Annotated in this window: 21 protein-coding genes; 16 read left to right on the forward strand and 5 right to left on the reverse strand. The window is 33.9% G+C overall.

Annotated elements, in window-relative coordinates:
- Positions 1 to 57 precede the first annotated feature (57 nt).
- Positions 58 to 744: a Crp/Fnr family transcriptional regulator gene (locus MV589_RS10590; RefSeq protein WP_297434671.1), complete on the reverse strand. Its 687-nt coding sequence runs from the start codon at positions 742 to 744 to the stop codon at positions 58 to 60.
- A gap of 422 nt (positions 745 to 1,166) precedes the next feature.
- Between MV589_RS10590 and MV589_RS10595 the strand changes: the two genes are divergently transcribed.
- The 3 genes from MV589_RS10595 to MV589_RS10605 are packed head-to-tail and all read left to right on the forward strand — an operon-like array spanning position 1,167 to position 3,420.
- Positions 1,167 to 1,511 carry a hypothetical protein gene (locus MV589_RS10595; RefSeq protein ID WP_297434672.1) on the forward strand — a complete coding sequence of 115 codons (345 nt, stop codon included), beginning with the start codon at positions 1,167 to 1,169 and terminating at the stop codon, positions 1,509 to 1,511.
- An 18-nt stretch (positions 1,512 to 1,529) separates the two neighbouring features.
- A complete protein-coding gene (locus MV589_RS10600; protein ID WP_297434673.1) occupies positions 1,530 to 2,744 on the forward strand; it encodes a PAS domain-containing sensor histidine kinase in 1,215 nt (404 codons plus the stop codon).
- On the forward strand, positions 2,734 to 3,420 hold the full coding sequence (locus MV589_RS10605; RefSeq protein WP_297434674.1) for a response regulator transcription factor: 687 nt from the start codon (positions 2,734 to 2,736) through the stop codon (positions 3,418 to 3,420). The genes MV589_RS10600 and MV589_RS10605 overlap by 11 nt, the downstream gene beginning before the upstream one ends.
- Positions 3,421 to 3,428: 8 nt before the next feature.
- Here the strand turns inward: MV589_RS10605 and MV589_RS10610 are convergent, their stop codons facing one another.
- The 3 genes from MV589_RS10610 to MV589_RS10620 form a co-directional block, all read right to left on the reverse strand.
- Entirely contained in the window at positions 3,429 to 4,133 is a 705-nt protein-coding gene (locus MV589_RS10610; RefSeq protein WP_297434676.1) for an anaerobic ribonucleoside-triphosphate reductase activating protein, read from the reverse strand.
- Positions 4,099 to 4,248 carry an anaerobic ribonucleoside-triphosphate reductase gene (gene nrdD, locus MV589_RS10615; protein ID WP_297434678.1) on the reverse strand — a complete coding sequence of 50 codons (150 nt, stop codon included), beginning with the start codon at positions 4,246 to 4,248 and terminating at the stop codon, positions 4,099 to 4,101. Before nrdD ends, MV589_RS10610 begins: the two co-directional genes overlap by 35 nt.
- 78 nt (positions 4,249 to 4,326) lie before the next feature.
- Positions 4,327 to 6,477 (reverse strand): ribonucleoside triphosphate reductase, encoded by a 2,151-nt coding sequence (locus MV589_RS10620; RefSeq protein ID WP_297434680.1) that lies wholly within the window; start codon positions 6,475 to 6,477, stop codon positions 4,327 to 4,329.
- Positions 6,478 to 6,783: 306 nt separating this feature from the next.
- Between MV589_RS10620 and rpmJ the strand changes: the two genes are divergently transcribed.
- From rpmJ to MV589_RS10670, 10 genes are all read left to right on the forward strand, one after another.
- Complete coding sequence (rpmJ, locus tag MV589_RS10625; protein ID WP_041675103.1) at positions 6,784 to 6,897, forward strand: 50S ribosomal protein L36; 114 nt, start codon at positions 6,784 to 6,786, stop codon at positions 6,895 to 6,897.
- Between the two features lie 2 nt (positions 6,898 to 6,899).
- Positions 6,900 to 7,262, forward strand: a complete 363-nt coding sequence (gene rpsM / locus MV589_RS10630; RefSeq protein WP_297434684.1) for a 30S ribosomal protein S13 — start codon at positions 6,900 to 6,902, stop codon at positions 7,260 to 7,262.
- 11 nt (positions 7,263 to 7,273) lie between these two features.
- Positions 7,274 to 7,666, forward strand: a complete 393-nt coding sequence (gene rpsK / locus MV589_RS10635) for a 30S ribosomal protein S11 (RefSeq protein WP_297434685.1) — start codon at positions 7,274 to 7,276, stop codon at positions 7,664 to 7,666.
- 11 nt (positions 7,667 to 7,677) lie between these two features.
- Positions 7,678 to 8,304, forward strand: coding sequence for a 30S ribosomal protein S4 (gene rpsD / locus MV589_RS10640; protein WP_297434687.1), 627 nt, complete (start codon positions 7,678 to 7,680; stop codon positions 8,302 to 8,304).
- Positions 8,305 to 8,330: 26 nt separating this feature from the next.
- Entirely contained in the window at positions 8,331 to 9,323 is a 993-nt protein-coding gene (locus tag MV589_RS10645) for a DNA-directed RNA polymerase subunit alpha (protein ID WP_297434689.1), read from the forward strand.
- A 23-nt stretch (positions 9,324 to 9,346) separates the two neighbouring features.
- A complete protein-coding gene (gene rplQ, locus MV589_RS10650; RefSeq protein WP_297434691.1) occupies positions 9,347 to 9,697 on the forward strand; it encodes a 50S ribosomal protein L17 in 351 nt (116 codons plus the stop codon).
- 81 nt (positions 9,698 to 9,778) lie between these two features.
- Positions 9,779 to 10,918, forward strand: a complete 1,140-nt coding sequence (locus tag MV589_RS10655; protein ID WP_297434693.1) for an aldo/keto reductase — start codon at positions 9,779 to 9,781, stop codon at positions 10,916 to 10,918.
- An 84-nt stretch (positions 10,919 to 11,002) separates the two neighbouring features.
- Complete coding sequence (locus tag MV589_RS10660; RefSeq protein WP_297434695.1) at positions 11,003 to 11,278, forward strand: NifU family protein; 276 nt, start codon at positions 11,003 to 11,005, stop codon at positions 11,276 to 11,278.
- 30 nt (positions 11,279 to 11,308) lie between these two features.
- Positions 11,309 to 11,902: a hypothetical protein gene (locus MV589_RS10665; protein WP_297434697.1), complete on the forward strand. Its 594-nt coding sequence runs from the start codon at positions 11,309 to 11,311 to the stop codon at positions 11,900 to 11,902.
- Positions 11,892 to 13,184 (forward strand): UDP-N-acetylmuramoyl-L-alanyl-D-glutamate--2,6-diaminopimelate ligase, encoded by a 1,293-nt coding sequence (locus MV589_RS10670; protein WP_297434699.1) that lies wholly within the window; start codon positions 11,892 to 11,894, stop codon positions 13,182 to 13,184. Before MV589_RS10665 ends, MV589_RS10670 begins: the two co-directional genes overlap by 11 nt.
- 6 nt (positions 13,185 to 13,190) lie before the next feature.
- Here the strand turns inward: MV589_RS10670 and MV589_RS10675 are convergent, their stop codons facing one another.
- The gene (locus tag MV589_RS10675; RefSeq protein WP_297434701.1) at positions 13,191 to 13,751 is read right to left on the reverse strand and encodes an outer membrane beta-barrel protein; all 561 of its coding nucleotides are present in this window, start codon (positions 13,749 to 13,751) and stop codon (positions 13,191 to 13,193) included.
- A 136-nt stretch (positions 13,752 to 13,887) separates the two neighbouring features.
- Here MV589_RS10675 and MV589_RS10680 point away from each other — a divergent pair, with 136 nt between their 5' ends.
- The 3 genes from MV589_RS10680 to MV589_RS10690 are packed head-to-tail and all read left to right on the forward strand — an operon-like array spanning position 13,888 to position 14,965.
- Positions 13,888 to 14,262 carry a (2Fe-2S) ferredoxin domain-containing protein gene (locus MV589_RS10680; protein ID WP_297434703.1) on the forward strand — a complete coding sequence of 125 codons (375 nt, stop codon included), beginning with the start codon at positions 13,888 to 13,890 and terminating at the stop codon, positions 14,260 to 14,262.
- Positions 14,263 to 14,265: 3 nt separating this feature from the next.
- Positions 14,266 to 14,631: an aspartate 1-decarboxylase gene (gene panD / locus MV589_RS10685; protein WP_297434705.1), complete on the forward strand. Its 366-nt coding sequence runs from the start codon at positions 14,266 to 14,268 to the stop codon at positions 14,629 to 14,631.
- A gap of 13 nt (positions 14,632 to 14,644) precedes the next feature.
- Positions 14,645 to 14,965: a YbaB/EbfC family nucleoid-associated protein gene (locus MV589_RS10690; RefSeq protein WP_297434707.1), complete on the forward strand. Its 321-nt coding sequence runs from the start codon at positions 14,645 to 14,647 to the stop codon at positions 14,963 to 14,965.
- Positions 14,966 to 15,024: the final 59 nt, after the last annotated feature.

A 15,024-nucleotide genomic window follows, 5' to 3' on the forward strand; every position in this document is an offset into this window, starting at 1 on the left:
ACTCCTTAAAAGTGTTTAGGAAAATTTTATAGCTCTTTTTTAAACATAGAGTAAATACTATTTTTCTAAAAGATATTGACTTGAACGTTCCAATAGTTTCTGAAAATTCTTAATTTTTATGTTTCTTCTACTTGTCTCTATAAGTTCATCGGCTTTTAACTCTTTAAGAGTACGCTCAATAACATGACGGACAGTTCCAAGCAGCTTGGCTATTTCAGAGTTAGAGAGATTTTGTAAGAGATTGTACTTAAAATGTTTGTTAGGGTTCATATTGTCAATAAGCAAATTGATAAGTCTCTCTCTAGTGTCATGGAGTGCTAAGTCAGAAGCGAGTTCTTCAGTATGACGCATCTGTGCTGCAAGATAAGGAAAAAACTTTTTATTAAAAGTGGTGTCATTATTTAGCCAGTGACGAACCTTTTGGATGGGTAAACGCAGTACTTTTGCATTTTCAATGACTTCATAAGCTACATCATGTGCTTGATTGTCTAGCAGTGTAATCACATCAAACATATCTCCACGCTTATAAATAAATATAGTCATCTCTTTGGCATTTTGAAAATTTATTTGGTATGTTTTTATTTTTCCCTCTACCAATATATAAAAGTATTTTAAAAAGTCATCGGGGAAAAAGGGAGAAGAGCCCTTTTCATACTCAAAAGGTTGGGCATATTTGAAAAATTCATCTTCAAATGTTTTACTTGTATCATCTAAAAGTTCTAAGTGTTTTGAATTGCTTTGCATGCTATAATTGTAACATATTCAATAAGGTGTTTGTATGCTTGATGCGGAGAAATTGTTTTTAAATATGTTGGTTCTTTTTAGCGCTAGTGCTTATTGGTTTGTGACAGGGCATCTTTTACCTGCAATCTTGGGGTATATAATTTTATTTCTTTATTTTTTTGACACCACATTTGCTTTTGTAGATTTACTTCTAAGCATCGTGACCTTATGTGTTATTATCTATTTTTTCGTAATCGACTATTTGTACAAGGAGGATCCTAGTAATTTTGCACAGTTTGGATTTAGTACAATCTATATGTTAGTGATATTTTTTAAAGCAAAAAGTATTTTTGACTCAGAATAGAGAAAAAATATTTCATTTTGCAATATAAATTCCTATTTGTAAACTTTTTTCCTAAAATACAAAGAAAAAAGAGTATGTAATGGTTCTTGGAAAATGTCCCTTTTGTGACGATGGTGAGATAGAAGTCCGTGATAAAGAGGTACGAGGAAAAAAGGTAAAACTTTATGCTTGTACTAATGCACATTGGACGAGTGAAGATGGCGAGATGTATGAACTTACAGCAGATGCAACATGTGGCTTTAAAATATGGCAAAACTCCTTGGCAAAATATGGAAAATGGCTAACATATAAAGAGGTACGAGAATTACTTGATGCTGAGGAGCTTGAAGTCGAGCTGTTGAGTAAAAAATATGGTAAAAAAATCTACTATAAGAAAACCATAGTATTAAATGAAGAGTACGGAGTAAGTGTTATTTGGGATTAGTTTTGATAGAATTAAGCTATGTTAAAACAGTATCAAGAAGCGATAGAAAATAGTAATATTGTCTCAAAAACAGATATTAATGGTGTGATTACCTTTGTGAATGATGAATTTTGCAAAATATCTGGATATAAAAAAGAGGAGCTTCTGGGTAAAAATCACAATATAGTGAGACACCCTGATGTAGCTTCATCGACATTTAAACTTCTTTGGAAAACAATCAAAGCAAAAAATATTTATAAAGGTACTGTTAAAAATTTAGCAAAAGATGGCTCAACTTTTTATGTAAATACAACTGTCACGCCTATTTTGGATGAAGATGGAAATATTAAAGAGTATATTGCTATACGCTACGATGTTACGCAAGAGGTCTTTTATAAAAAATCATTGGAACAAAAAGAGAGAGAACTCGCACTTCTCAATACAGATTTGGAAAAGAGAGTTTATTTAAAGACAAAAGAGTTGAAAGAGTTGAATGAAACTCTTGAAAGAAGGGTGAAAGAGGAGATTTTTAAAAATGAGGAGAAGCAAAAGGTAATGTTTTGGCAGTCGCGTTTTGCCTCTTTAGGAGAGATGCTGGCAAATATTGCGCACCAATGGCGACAGCCACTTACGGAGTTAAATCTCACACTTTTTAGTTTGAAAAAATCATCTCTGCATCAGGAGATGGATGAGGTAGATTTACTTTATAGTGAGAGCAAGGCAATTATTAAACATATGTCTGAAACCATAGAAAATTTTTCAAACTTTTTTAAACCCAGTAGAGAAAAACATCATTTTGAACTGGGTGCTAGCATTCAAGAAGCCTTAAGTATTTTAGACAAAGTCTTAAAAAGAGATATGATTCATGTAAAAACTCTCTATGAAGATGTTGTAGTCTTAGGTATCAGTAATGAATTTACGCAGGTTATAATTAATCTTATTAAAAATTCAAGAGATGCCTTTGTGGACAATGGGGTGTTAATCCGTGAAATTGAAATTGCTGTAAAACAAGAAAATGACTTTGCATATGTGAGTGTGGAAGATAATGCTGGAGGCATTAAAATGAAAGAGAAAAATAAAATATTTGAACCATATTTTACAACAAAGCACACTTCACAGGGAACTGGATTAGGACTTTTTATGTCAAAAATGATTTGTGAAAAAGGGCTAAATGGCTCTTTAGAAGTGTTGTCAAAAAAAAATACTACGACTTTTATTATTAAAATTCCATTAGAAGAAAAATATGAAAAATAAATTTTTTAAGACATTACGGGTACTTCTTGTAGAGGATGAACAAAGATTATCTACACTTTTAAAAAATGCTATTGGGGAGAGTTTTTATAGTTTTAATGTTGCTAATGATGGAGAAGAAGGTTTAGCGTTTTTTAAAAAAATAGTACCCGATATTATTATTACCGATATTATGATGCCAAATAAAACTGGGCTTGAAATGGCACAAGAGATTAGAGAACTTAATGCAAATATTCCTATTATTATTTTAAGTGCATTTAGTGAAACAGATAAACTCCTTAGTGCAATTGATGTAGGGGTGGTGAAGTATTTTATAAAACCATTTGATCCCGATGAACTTTTAGATTATATTGGTTCATTAGAGCACTCTTTTGGCAATAGAGTTGTGCTGCTAAAAGATGATTTTTTATTTAATAAAACGAAAAAAGTACTTTATAAAAAATATAAATACATAGCACTTACGCAAAAAGAGAAGCAGTTTTTATTGCTTCTTATTGATAAACAGACAGAAAAAAGCTACATACTTCCTTACGCTGAAATCAAAGAAAACTTATGGAAAGAGAGTGTAAGTGATGAAAGACTTAGAACATTTATACGAAGATTTAGAGCAAAGACTTCAAAAGATTTGATACAAAACATTAAAGGAGAAGGGTACCAAATAGCTGTAGTTGAGTTATAAGACAGCTCTTATCGCCATATTATTTTAAGTTTTGATGAGAGCTTAGATTTGTCAAATAATTTGGAAGCTTTTGTAAGGTTACCGATATTGTTTGAGGTCTCTTTAAATTCTTGAATGTAATAGGGATGCTTATAGGCTCTCGTGTGTAAATCTGAGATAATAGCATTTATATCCTCCTCGTTAAGAAGATCTGCGTGAAGAGTTGTTCTGACTTCAAAATCTATATTTTCTTCTATTAGCAAGTTTAATGTTGTGGAGAACGCTTCGTATTTATGTGAATGCGTTATAGTGAAAAATTTATATTTTGGTGCCTTGTAATCTAGGGCAATATAATCTATTAGCTTGTGTTGAAGCAAGCTTTTTATTTGTTCAATATTAGTTCCATTTGTATCTAGTTTTATTAAAAAACCAAGATCTTTAATAGCTTTACAAAGGCTTATTAAATCATGGTTTGTCGCTTCTCCACCTGATAACACTACAGCATCTAAAAGAGATTTTCTTGTGCGTAAAAATGTAAGAACATCTTCTATGCTGTAAACACCCTCCTTTGCAAAGACAATATCTTTGTTATAGCAATATTTACAACGCATATTACAACCTTGAAACCAAATGATACAGGCAAGATGTTGTGGATAATCAAGATGTGTAAATTTTGTTATATCATAAACGGGTTTATTGCTACTCTTTAAATTGAATACGTTGCCTGTGTTCACCTGTTTTTCCTATATTAAAACTCTCAACGGGTCTATGGTAGCCCATTACTCTTGTATAAACAATACATTTTTGTCTTTTACTCTCTAAGAGCACTAATATCTCTTCTTTACTCATGATATCTCCTTAATTTTATTTCATAAAATGAAGCTACTATTCATCAATTGTGTTCGATGCCAGGAGTAATCCTGTCATCTACGCTAACGCTAAGTTCCCCTCAGCAGAGGGCTCACGCAACTTTGTTGCTTCTAGGTCTAGGTTTTCATATTTTGCAATGAGCTCTTCATCACATTTTGGACAGAACTCATGCTCTCCTTCGATGTAGCCATGTTTTGGGCAGACTGAGAAGAGCGGTGTGATTGTAATATAAGGCAGTTGGAAGTTTGAAATAACATTTTTTACAAGTTTTCTACACGCTTCAGTAGAGCTGACACGCTCTTGCATATAAAGATGTAATACCGTACCGCCAGTATATTTTGTTTGGAGTTCATCTTGTAACTCAAGTGCTTCAAAAGGGTCATCTGTGTAATCTACGGGAATTTGGGAAGAATTTGTGTAGTAGATATTGTCATCCATACCTGCTTGGATTATTTTGTCACCAAAACGTTTTTTATCTTCTTTTGCAAATCTATATGTTGTGCCCTCTGCAGGTGTTGCTTCAAGGTTATAAAGGTTTCCTGTCTCCTCTTGAAACGCAACCATTCTATCTCTCATATGGTTGAGAATTTCTATGGCAAAGCTCATACCATTTTGTGTGGTAATATTCTCTTTTTGATCGCTAAAGTTAAGAATCATCTCGTTGATTCCATTCACTCCTATGGTGGAGAAGTGATTGTGAAAACCTGGAAGATACCTTTTTGTATAGGGGAAGAGCCCTCTTTCATACATCTCTTGTATAAAAATACGTTTCTTTTCCAAAGTGGATTTTGCATGAAGCATCAAGGCATCTAAGTTTTCAAAAAGTGCTTTTCTGTCATGTTTGTGTAAAAATCCAAGTCGTGCCATATTGATTGTAACAACACCTATACTTCCGGTCATTTCAGCACTGCCAAAGAGACCACCGCCTCGTTTAAGAAGTTCTCTTAAATCAAACTGTAGTCTGCAACACATACTTCGGACATATCCTGGTTTATATGCTTCTTCATTCTCTATTAGTTCTCCATTAGCATCGCGTTTATATTGACTGCCTATGAAATTTTGAAAATATGATGAACCAATTTTTGCTGTATTTTCAAAAAGTAAATCGGTATTTTCACCATACCAGTCAAAATCTTCAGTAATATTGACTGTTGGTATAGGAAATGTAAAAGGCTGACCGGTCTTGTCGCCCTCTGTCATAACCTCATAGTATGCTTTGTTTATCATATGCATCTCTTTTTGAAAATATTTATATGTCATATCGGTGAGAGAGGCGGCTCCTCTCTCTTTTGCTTTGAATCTTAGATTGGCATCGGTAATATCTCCAAAGAGATGTCTTTGCTTGCTTGTTGGAATTTGATCCTTTAAATCATCAGGAACATTCCAATCTATTGTGATATTTGTAAAAGGTGATTGTCCCCATCGTGCAGGAACGTTAAGGTTATATATGAAACTGCGAATACTTTTTTTTACCTCCTTATAATCGAGTTGGTCTTTAAATAGATATGGTGCTAAATAGGTGTCAAACGAGGAAAAAGCCTGCGCTCCTGCCCACTCACTTTGCAAAATTCCTAAAAAATTTGCCATCTGTCCAAGTGCTTCTCTAAAGTGTTTGGGTGCGGAGCTCTCTACTCTTCCTCTTACCCCGTTAAATCCCTCATCCAGAAGAACTCGTAGACTCCAACCAGCACAGTAGCCAGTAAGACAGTCTAAATCATGTATGTGATAGTCCCCATTTCTATGCGCATACCCCTCTTCTTTTGAGTAGACTTTATCTAGCCAGTAATTTGCAATCACTTTACCTGCAGTATTATTTACAAGTCCTGCATTGGAGTAGCCTGTATTTGAATTTGCTTTAATTCTCCAGTCCCTTCCATTTATATACTCCTCAATTGTCTGCGTAGAGCTAATATATGTTGTATCGTCATCCAAAATTTTTTCTCTTTGCATTTTGTGCATATGACGATAGAGCATAAAAGAGCGCATTACAGGAAAATATTTGTTTTTATATAATTCATATTCTATTAAATCCTGAATATCTTCAACAGCAATTGTACGTTTATGGTCAAGTACCTCTAAAACATTTATAAAAATAGACGCATCATAAGAAATATTTTCACTCTGAAATGCTTTTTTAATCGCATCTTCAATTTTATAAGAGAAAAATTCTGTATAAGCTCCACTACGTTTTAAAATATACTCTACCATGGGCTACTCTCCTAAAGTGATTTGAGAAGTTTATAGGAAATCGAGTTAAGTTCTAATAATAATTTATGTCACTTTTGTGTCACTTTACTTCTGTTTTTATTCAACTTAATAATACTTTTACATTATTTTATGTATAATTCCCATCCACTTTACTGTTTTAACATAAAAAGAGTATTTCTATCTTTATATATACTATATAAGAGATAAAAGTATTGGCAAATGAGTACTCTTACCGATTTGTTCGGATTTTGTGGGGATATACAGTTTGCCTAAGAGCAGTAAAGATATACAAACAAAGGACTACTTATGAAAGTACGTGCTTCAGTAAAGAAGATGTGTGATGACTGTAAAGTTATCAAAAGAAGAGGAATTGTAAGAGTAATTTGCAAGAACCCTAAACATAAACAGAGACAAGGATAACCATGGCTCGTATTTCTGGTGTTGATTTACCTAAGAAAAAACGTATAGAATATGGTTTAACATATATCTATGGAATAGGTCTTCATGCTTCACGTCAAATATTAGACGCTACAAGTATTGATTATAATAAAAGAGTTTTTGAACTTAATGAAGCTGATGTAGCTGCAATTACTGCTGAAATCCGTGAAAACCATATGGTTGAAGGTGATTTACGTAAAAAAGTAGCTATGGATATTAAAGCACTTATGGACATTGGTTCATATCGTGGTCTTCGTCACCGTCGTGGTCTTCCATGCCGTGGTCAAAAAACTAAGACAAATGCGCGTACTCGTAAGGGTAAACGTAAAACTGTCGGCGCAGCATAAGGAATTATAGTATGGCAAAAAGAAAAGCTGTTAGAAAAAAAGTAGTAAAGAAAAATGTAGCTCGTGGTATCGTTCATATTGCAGCATCATTTAACAATACACTTGTAACAATTACAGATGAAATGGGTAATATGATTGCTTGGAGTTCAGCTGGTTCTTTAGGATTTAAAGGTTCTAAAAAATCAACTCCGTTTGCTGCGCAAGCTGCAGTAGAAGATGCAGTAGCAAAAGCACAAGTACATGGTATCAAACAACTTGGTATTAAAGTACAAGGTCCGGGTTCAGGTCGTGAGACTGCTGTTAAAGCAGTTGGAGCTATTGAGGGAATTACTGTTACATTTATGAAAGATGTTACACCATTACCACACAACGGTTGTCGCGCACCTAAGCGCCGTAGAGTTTAAGGAGATTACTGATGGCAAGATATAGAGGTCCAGTAGAAAAAATCGAAAGAAGATTTGGAGTAAGCCTTAACCTAAAAGGTGAGCGTCGTTTAGCAGGAAAATCTGCTTTAGAGAAGCGTCCTTATGGTCCAGGACAACACGGTCAACGTCGTAAAAAAGTTTCTGAGTATGGTTTACAACTCAATGAGAAACAAAAAGCGAAGTTCATGTATGGTATTTCTGAAAAGCAATTCCACGCTCTTTTCGTTGAAGCAAGACGCCGTGAAGGTAATACAGGTACAAACCTTGTTACTTTAATTGAACAAAGATTAGACAATGTTGTTTACAGAATGGGATTTGCATCTACTCGTAGATTTGCACGTCAACTTGTAACACATGGTCATATTTTAGTAGATGGAAAAAAATTAGATATTCCTTCTTACCGTGTTAAAGTTGGTCAAAAAATTGAAGTTCGTGAATCTAGCAAAGCAAACAATCAAATTGTTCGTGCTATAGAACTTACAAATCAAACTGGTCTTGCTCCATGGGTTGATATTGATGCTGAAAAAGTTTTCGGTATTTTTACTCGTTTACCAGAGCGTGATGAAGTTGTTATTCCAGTTGAAGAACGTTTAATCGTTGAACTTTACTCGAAATAATAATTAATAAAAAAGGCGTAAAAGATATGAAAAAAATTAAAACTACTCCACTTGCTCCACAAGAGTTCGAGGTAGAACAAATTAGTGAGAATGAAGCTAACATAATGGCGTATCCGTTTGAATCTGGATATGCTATCTCTTTAGCACATCCACTTCGCCGTTTTCTATTAAGTAGCTCAGTTGGTTATGCGCCAATAGCTATAAAAATCGAGGGAGCTAAACATGAATTCGATTCTGTTCGTGGTATGCTTGAAGACATCTCTGATTTTATATTAAATCTTAAAGAGATCCGTTTTAAAATAAATGGTGATGTAAGTGAAACTGAAATAAACTACAGTTTTGCTGGACCTTGTACTATTAAAGGTTCAGATCTCGGTAATGATGATGTTGATGTTATGACTCCAGATGCTCCTCTTGCAACACTAAATGAAGATTCTACATTGAATTTTAGTGTAAAAGTAGCCAAAGGTATTGGTTATGTTGCAAGTGAAGATACTATGGAAGAAGTTGATGATGATTACATTGCTTTAGATGCTTACTTCACTCCTGTTAGAAGTGCAACTTATAAAATTGAAAATGTTCTTGTTGAAGACAACCCGAACTTTGAAAGAGTTGTTATGAACATTAGAACTGATGGACAAATCTCTCCTGTAGATGCGTTTAGAAATTCACTTGAAGTAATGTATGCACAACTTGCAGTATTTAATTCAGAAATTAATATTAAAGCCCCTGCAACAATAGAGAGAGTTGAAGAGTCGCCAGATTTGAAAAAACTAACTACTAACATAGATAGTTTAGGATTAAGTGCGCGTAGTTTTAACTGTCTTGATCGCTCAAATATTAAACTAATAGGTGAAATTGTACTTATGAGTACAAATGATCTTAAAAATGTAAAAAATCTTGGAAAAAAATCTTATGATGAAATCGTAGAAAAAGTACAAGAGTTTGGTTTTGAAGTTGGTGCTGATTTAGCTGACGACGTAGTAACTGCATTAAAAAAGAAAATTGAAGCCGCATAACGGCATAATAAAGAGGAATAGATATGAGACATCGTCATGGATATCGTAAACTAGGTCGTACAAGTGCTCACCGTAAGGCACTTTTAGCGAATCTTAGTATTTCGTTAATAGAACATGGTAAAATTGAAACTACTGCTGTAAAAGCAAAAGAACTTCGTTCTTATGTTGAGAAATTAATTACTACTGCTGGTAGTAATGACTCAAATGCACACAGAGCAGTATTCGCTGCGCTTCAAAGTAAAGAAGCAACAAAAACTCTAGTGAATGAGTTAGCTCCTAAGTATGTTGATCGTGCTGGTGGATATACTAGAATTATTAGAACTCGTATTCGTCGTGGTGATGCTACACCAATGGCGTTTATTGAATTAGTATAAATTACTAATGTAGGGGCTTTCCCCTACATCTTTCCAAGTTACAAAAATTCCCAATTCTAAAATACTTTTCAGGATATATTAATGAGTACTTTCGCATTTGGAACCTACAGAATTACAGATCAAAATCCACTTCACATTGAAGCCTTAAAAGAGGCCATTGAAGGTTCAATTGAGTTAATAGATACTGCTGCAGACTATACAGATGGTGGTGCTGAACGTGCTATTGGCTATGTTCTTGATCGCACTCCAGATAGTATACGCAATAGAGTGAAAATCATTAGTAAATGTGGCTATACTGACACTAAAGAGTCTTTAACTGAACAGTTAGACAAGTCACTTCAAAGACTTAATCAAACAAAAATAGATTGCTATCTGTTTCAAAATCCTGAATATTTTTTATATGATGCAATAAAAAAAGAGATGCCAAAAGATGCGATGCTTGATGCCATGTATGAGCAAATTTTTAATATGTTTTCTGCTCTTGAAGAGGAAGTGAAAAATGGAAAAATAGACTCGTATGGCATCAGTTCAGAGAACTTCTCAAAAAAGAGTGATGCTTTAGATTTTTTGCCATATGAAGATCTGATTCAATTGGCACAAAAGGCGGCTCATAAGCTTGGACATACGACTCATAGTTTTTCCACAATTGAATTGCCTATAAATATTTTAGAACAAGATGGACTCAAATGTGCAAAATGGGCAAAAGATAATGGACTGCGAGTACTTGCAACAAGGCCACTTAATGCACATTATAATAATTTAATGTTTCGTTTAGCTGATTATGAAAATAGTAAAGAATATGATTATTATCTCAATGAATTGTTGGAAGTTAGTGATGATGAGCTACTAAAGCCTTTGTACAATATAATAGAGCAGATGGATATGAACAAACATAAATTTGGATGGGTTGGGGAGTATGATACTTTCTTAATAACACAAATTATGCCTCATATTCAAAAAGCTTTACAAAATATAGATAAAAATGCCTTGGAAGATTTATTAAGATACATCGAACTCTTTTTAGTTGAGTATAGAAAAACTGTAGCGTATGAGTGTTCACTGCGTTTGAGAACAGAGCTCAAAGATATTTTTAAGAAGTGTGATAAACAAATTCAAGAGTGTGCCTTGGAGTTTTTACTTGAACAAAAAGATATTGATTACATTGTTGTTGGGATGAAAAAACCGACTTATGTGCAGGAAATACTCACTTTAAAAAGTTAAGTAAATTTATATTTTATGAGTTGTTAAGCGATTTTGTCATATTTTATGAAAAACAAATGATAATTAAGCACCAAAAGGATAGAGATGATACCGTTTTCAGATGAAGAGTTACTAGAACCAGTAAAAGCTGTAATAGAAAAAGTAAGACCATCACTAGCATTGGATGGTGGAGATATAGATTTTATTACTGTGAAAAATGGCAGCGTATATGTACAACTTAAAGGTGCATGTATTGGCTGTGCAAGTAGTGGGAGTACACTTAAGTATGGAGTTGAGAGACAACTTCGAATGGATATACACCCAGAAATTACCGTTGTGAATGTGCCTGTAGGCATGGAACACGACATTGAAAGTTTATAGTATAGGCATTGAGTGCCACAAAAGAAGACAATGAGTAGAGTAAGTAAATATAAAATATTATCACAAGCAAAAGAGAGTTTTACAAGAGCAGAGTATAAGAGTGCTTTATCAAAATTTGCAGAAGTATTGCAAAACTATCCAAATTCTAAAGAGGCATTTAATGGTGTGATTCTTTCAGAAATGGCACTGAGTGGTGAAGATGGTGCTGAAGCTCTTTTTGATTATTATGAAGTTTTAAAAGAAGAAGATAAAGAGCAGGCAGATATTGTAATGAGTGAAATTTTAGAGAGTATGGATGGCTCTTTAGAACGTTTGAGTGAAGTCTTTTCGGAACCTTTAAGAGAACGTTTAGAGTTTGAGGATGGAATTCTCTATAGTGATTTTAAACATTTAATAGAGGAAAATGGTAACTTTAAAGAAGTCTTTGAAAATATTATGTTTTCTACGCGTGTAATTATTACTAAAAAAGAGGATTTTATAGACTTTTTAGACAAGCTTATAGCAAACGGTTTCTCTGAAATGGCTTTAACTTATTTGGAAAATGCTTTAAGTATTTACCCTACAGAGAAAGTTTTAAGAACTCTTTTAAAAAAATTAATAAAAGGTGATAGTGTTGAAAATTGAGCTACCAGAGCAGTCTTACAGATATGTAACTGAAAATTCACAAGAGTGTGACAGTGAGACTGCGTTTGTGCTTACTCATCAAAATAAAAAATATTTACAAAATGCACAGGATAATGGTGCACACTCGATTATAAATATTCAAGATATAGCAGCACTTTTTGGTATTGATAAAATAAAAATAGTTGGTATTACAGGAACAAATGGTAAAACAACTACTGCAAGTGCGATTTACTCTTTTTTGCTTGATTTAGGTTATAAAGCTGCGATGCAAGGCACACGTGGTCTTTTTATGAATGATGAAGTATGTGAGGGAAAGACACTTACAACACCATCAGTTTTAAATACTTATAAGCACATCTACCAAGCTGTTCAAGCTGGATGTGAGTATTTTATTATGGAAGTTAGTTCGCATGCGATAGAACAAAGACGTATTGAGGGCTTAGATTTCAGCCTTAAAATCCTTACGAATATCACTCAAGACCATCTTGATTATCATCACACTATAGAAGAGTACATAAAAGTAAAAAATAGCTTTTTTCAAGATGAAGGAAAAAAGCTCATTAATAAAGATGAAGTAAAGGCTGCGTTTAACTTTAAAAATGCTTACACCTATGGTATTGAAAATCCTGCAACATATAGACTTATGGCGTACTCACTTAATGATGGTTCAAGTGGAATTATTCAACATTTTCAAGAGATAGTCCCTTTTACCGCCTCTTTACATGGTTTTTTCAATCTTTACAATCTTATGGCAGCAATTGCGGCAACAGATCTTATTACAGATAAATCTTTAGAAGAGATTGCCAATGTGGTAGATAATTTTGCAGGAGTGAGTGGGAGAATGGAGCAAGTATGCGCACTTCCTAATGTCATAGTTGATTTTGCACATACACCTGATGGAATGCAGCAGGTTCTAAATGCACTTAAAGAGAAAGAGCTTATAGTAGTTTTTGGTGCAGGTGGTGATAGAGACAAAAGTAAGCGTCCTATTATGGGGCGTGTTGGTGCAAGTTTGGCAAAAAAACTTTTTATTACAAGTGATAATCCACGAAATGAAGATCCTCAGGTAATAATAGATGAAATAGTTGCAGGTATTCAAGACACCACTAATGTGGTAGTAGAGCTTAACAGAAAAAAAGCAATAGAGATGGCACTTGATTCTCAAGAAGATGAAGAGGTTGTTGTTATTTTAGGAAAAGGGGATGAGAATTATCAGATAATATATGATAAAAAATTCCCTTTTGATGATAGAGAGGTTGTAAAAGAACTTTTAAATATTTAGCTCTTTTCAAAATCTAATATTAAATCCTGTATAGATTGCGTTTAGATGAGAAGTTGGGTTAGACGCATTGTCTAATTTTATTTTTTCATAAGAGATATATCTGTATTGGTATGCTACTTCAATGTCCATTTGTCTTGAAAGTGGTATAAAAAATCCAGCACCTGCATGAAAATTCCCATAAGTAAGTGATTGGTTATTAGTGTCTGCAGATGTTTTTAACATTCCTGCTCCAAAACCGACTTTTAGATAGGGATTGATATAAATACCAAAGTTATATGCCTTGAGTATAGAGACATTAAATCCAAACTTTTGTGCATCACCCTGTGCATAATATTTTGAGTGATTTTCTAGATAATCAATAGTAAATTCAGCTGCATAAGAGCTTCTTTTACCATATCCAATTTTTAGTGAGACTTCAGAGTTTGGAATTGTCGTTTTTTTACTTCCTAAATATGGTGCAAGTGTCTCATTTACTCTTGCAAGTCCAAATCCCATATAAATATCTGTTGTGTTTGCAGATAAAGAAGTAAAGCTAAAAAGTGTTAAAAAAAGTATAAAATTTTTCAAATAAAGCCTTTATTTTTGTTTCCAAAATTATATCTAAAAAGTTGCAGATAAGCTTAAAAATATAAACTTATCTTGGGCTATTATATAATTTATGTAGAATTTCGGTATAATTGCGCAAAAAATTAAGGACTAGTTTATGGGAATCCCTCAACCAGCATTTTATATATTTAAATGTGAGCAGTCAGCTCCTCCAGGTATGCCAAAACCATCTTGTGTGACACCACAGACACAGGATTTATTTCAATATCTTGCACAAAAATTGATGCAAGAGGGTGTAATGGGGACAGTACAGCCTATTCGTACTTCATGTATGAATCGTTGTTCAGCTGGTCCGGTTATGCTTGTAGAACCTGGTCATACAATGTATGCTGGTCTTACAAAAGAGAAAATTGACAAAATTGTTGCTGATCATATCATCGGTGGTAATGTAGTTGCAGAGTATGTCATCGATGAAGAGATGTGGGATGCACCGATTTCACCAGCTGATATGCAAAAGCAGATGGGTAGATAATAAATGACTATCGAGATGTTGTACAGCAAGATTCATCGTGCTACTGTAACAGATGCTAACCTAAACTATGTTGGCTCGATTACAATAGATGAGGAGCTTTTAGAAGCTTCAAAGATGCGAGTTGGACAAAAGGTAGAAATTTTAAATATCAATAATGGTGAGCGCTTTTCTACATATATCATTTTAGGTGAACGCGGTAAACGCGACATCTGTTTAAATGGTGCAGCAGCGCGTAAAGTTCATAAAGGTGATAAAGTTATCATCGTTGCATACGCCACTTATGATGAAAAAGATTTAGAGACCTATAAGCCAAAAGTTGTTCTTTTGAATGATGAAAATAATATAGACGCAATCCACGACGAGATATAAGAAGGATTTTGTAATGTTTACAAATTTAGGCGATATGGGAAAGATGCTTGAAGGGATGCAAGAGAATGCTACAAAACTTCAAGAAGAACTTGAGTCTAAAATATTTAGCGTCAAAAGCGGCGGTGGATTGGTTGAACTTACCGTAAATGGAAAGGGTGAGGTTGTTGATTTGAACATTGATGACGAGCTACTCTCCGACAAAGACTCCCTACAAATTCTACTCATCGGAGCGATGAATGATGCAAACAAAATGGTACAGCAAAATCAACAAAATAGTGCTATGGGTATGCTTGGCGGTTTAGGTGCTTTGAATCCATCTGGCGGAAACAAGTAGGTGTTACGCCTATTTGTTTTGGCTCAACTTTTTTTACTCTCTCTTTATGCCTGCGATGG

It is taken from the genome of Sulfurimonas sp., assembly GCF_026991475.1.
Taxonomy (GTDB): domain Bacteria; phylum Campylobacterota; class Campylobacteria; order Campylobacterales; family Sulfurimonadaceae; genus Sulfurimonas.

Bases quoted from the DNA above. Each gene is read 5' to 3' on its own strand.
- MV589_RS10655 (WP_297434693.1), top strand. From the start codon at position 9,779: ATGAGTACTTTCGCATTTGGAACCTACAGAATTACAGATCAAAATCCA.
- MV589_RS10680 (WP_297434703.1), top strand. From the start codon at position 13,888: ATGGGAATCCCTCAACCAGCATTTTATATATTTAAATGTGAGCAGTCA.
- panD (WP_297434705.1), top strand. From the start codon at position 14,266: ATGACTATCGAGATGTTGTACAGCAAGATTCATCGTGCTACTGTAACA.
- rpsK (WP_297434685.1), top strand. From the start codon at position 7,274: ATGGCAAAAAGAAAAGCTGTTAGAAAAAAAGTAGTAAAGAAAAATGTA.
- MV589_RS10665 (WP_297434697.1), top strand. From the start codon at position 11,309: ATGAGTAGAGTAAGTAAATATAAAATATTATCACAAGCAAAAGAGAGT.
- MV589_RS10620 (WP_297434680.1), bottom strand. From the start codon at position 6,477: ATGGTAGAGTATATTTTAAAACGTAGTGGAGCTTATACAGAATTTTTC.
- rpsM (WP_297434684.1), top strand. From the start codon at position 6,900: ATGGCTCGTATTTCTGGTGTTGATTTACCTAAGAAAAAACGTATAGAA.
- MV589_RS10605 (WP_297434674.1), top strand. From the start codon at position 2,734: ATGAAAAATAAATTTTTTAAGACATTACGGGTACTTCTTGTAGAGGAT.
- MV589_RS10595 (WP_297434672.1), top strand. From the start codon at position 1,167: ATGGTTCTTGGAAAATGTCCCTTTTGTGACGATGGTGAGATAGAAGTC.
- MV589_RS10600 (WP_297434673.1), top strand. From the start codon at position 1,530: ATGTTAAAACAGTATCAAGAAGCGATAGAAAATAGTAATATTGTCTCA.
- nrdD (WP_297434678.1), bottom strand. From the start codon at position 4,248: ATGAGTAAAGAAGAGATATTAGTGCTCTTAGAGAGTAAAAGACAAAAA.
- rpsD (WP_297434687.1), top strand. From the start codon at position 7,678: ATGGCAAGATATAGAGGTCCAGTAGAAAAAATCGAAAGAAGATTTGGA.
- MV589_RS10590 (WP_297434671.1), bottom strand. From the start codon at position 744: ATGCAAAGCAATTCAAAACACTTAGAACTTTTAGATGATACAAGTAAA.
- rpmJ (WP_041675103.1), top strand. From the start codon at position 6,784: ATGAAAGTACGTGCTTCAGTAAAGAAGATGTGTGATGACTGTAAAGTT.
- MV589_RS10690 (WP_297434707.1), top strand. From the start codon at position 14,645: ATGTTTACAAATTTAGGCGATATGGGAAAGATGCTTGAAGGGATGCAA.
- rplQ (WP_297434691.1), top strand. From the start codon at position 9,347: ATGAGACATCGTCATGGATATCGTAAACTAGGTCGTACAAGTGCTCAC.
- MV589_RS10645 (WP_297434689.1), top strand. From the start codon at position 8,331: ATGAAAAAAATTAAAACTACTCCACTTGCTCCACAAGAGTTCGAGGTA.
- MV589_RS10660 (WP_297434695.1), top strand. From the start codon at position 11,003: ATGATACCGTTTTCAGATGAAGAGTTACTAGAACCAGTAAAAGCTGTA.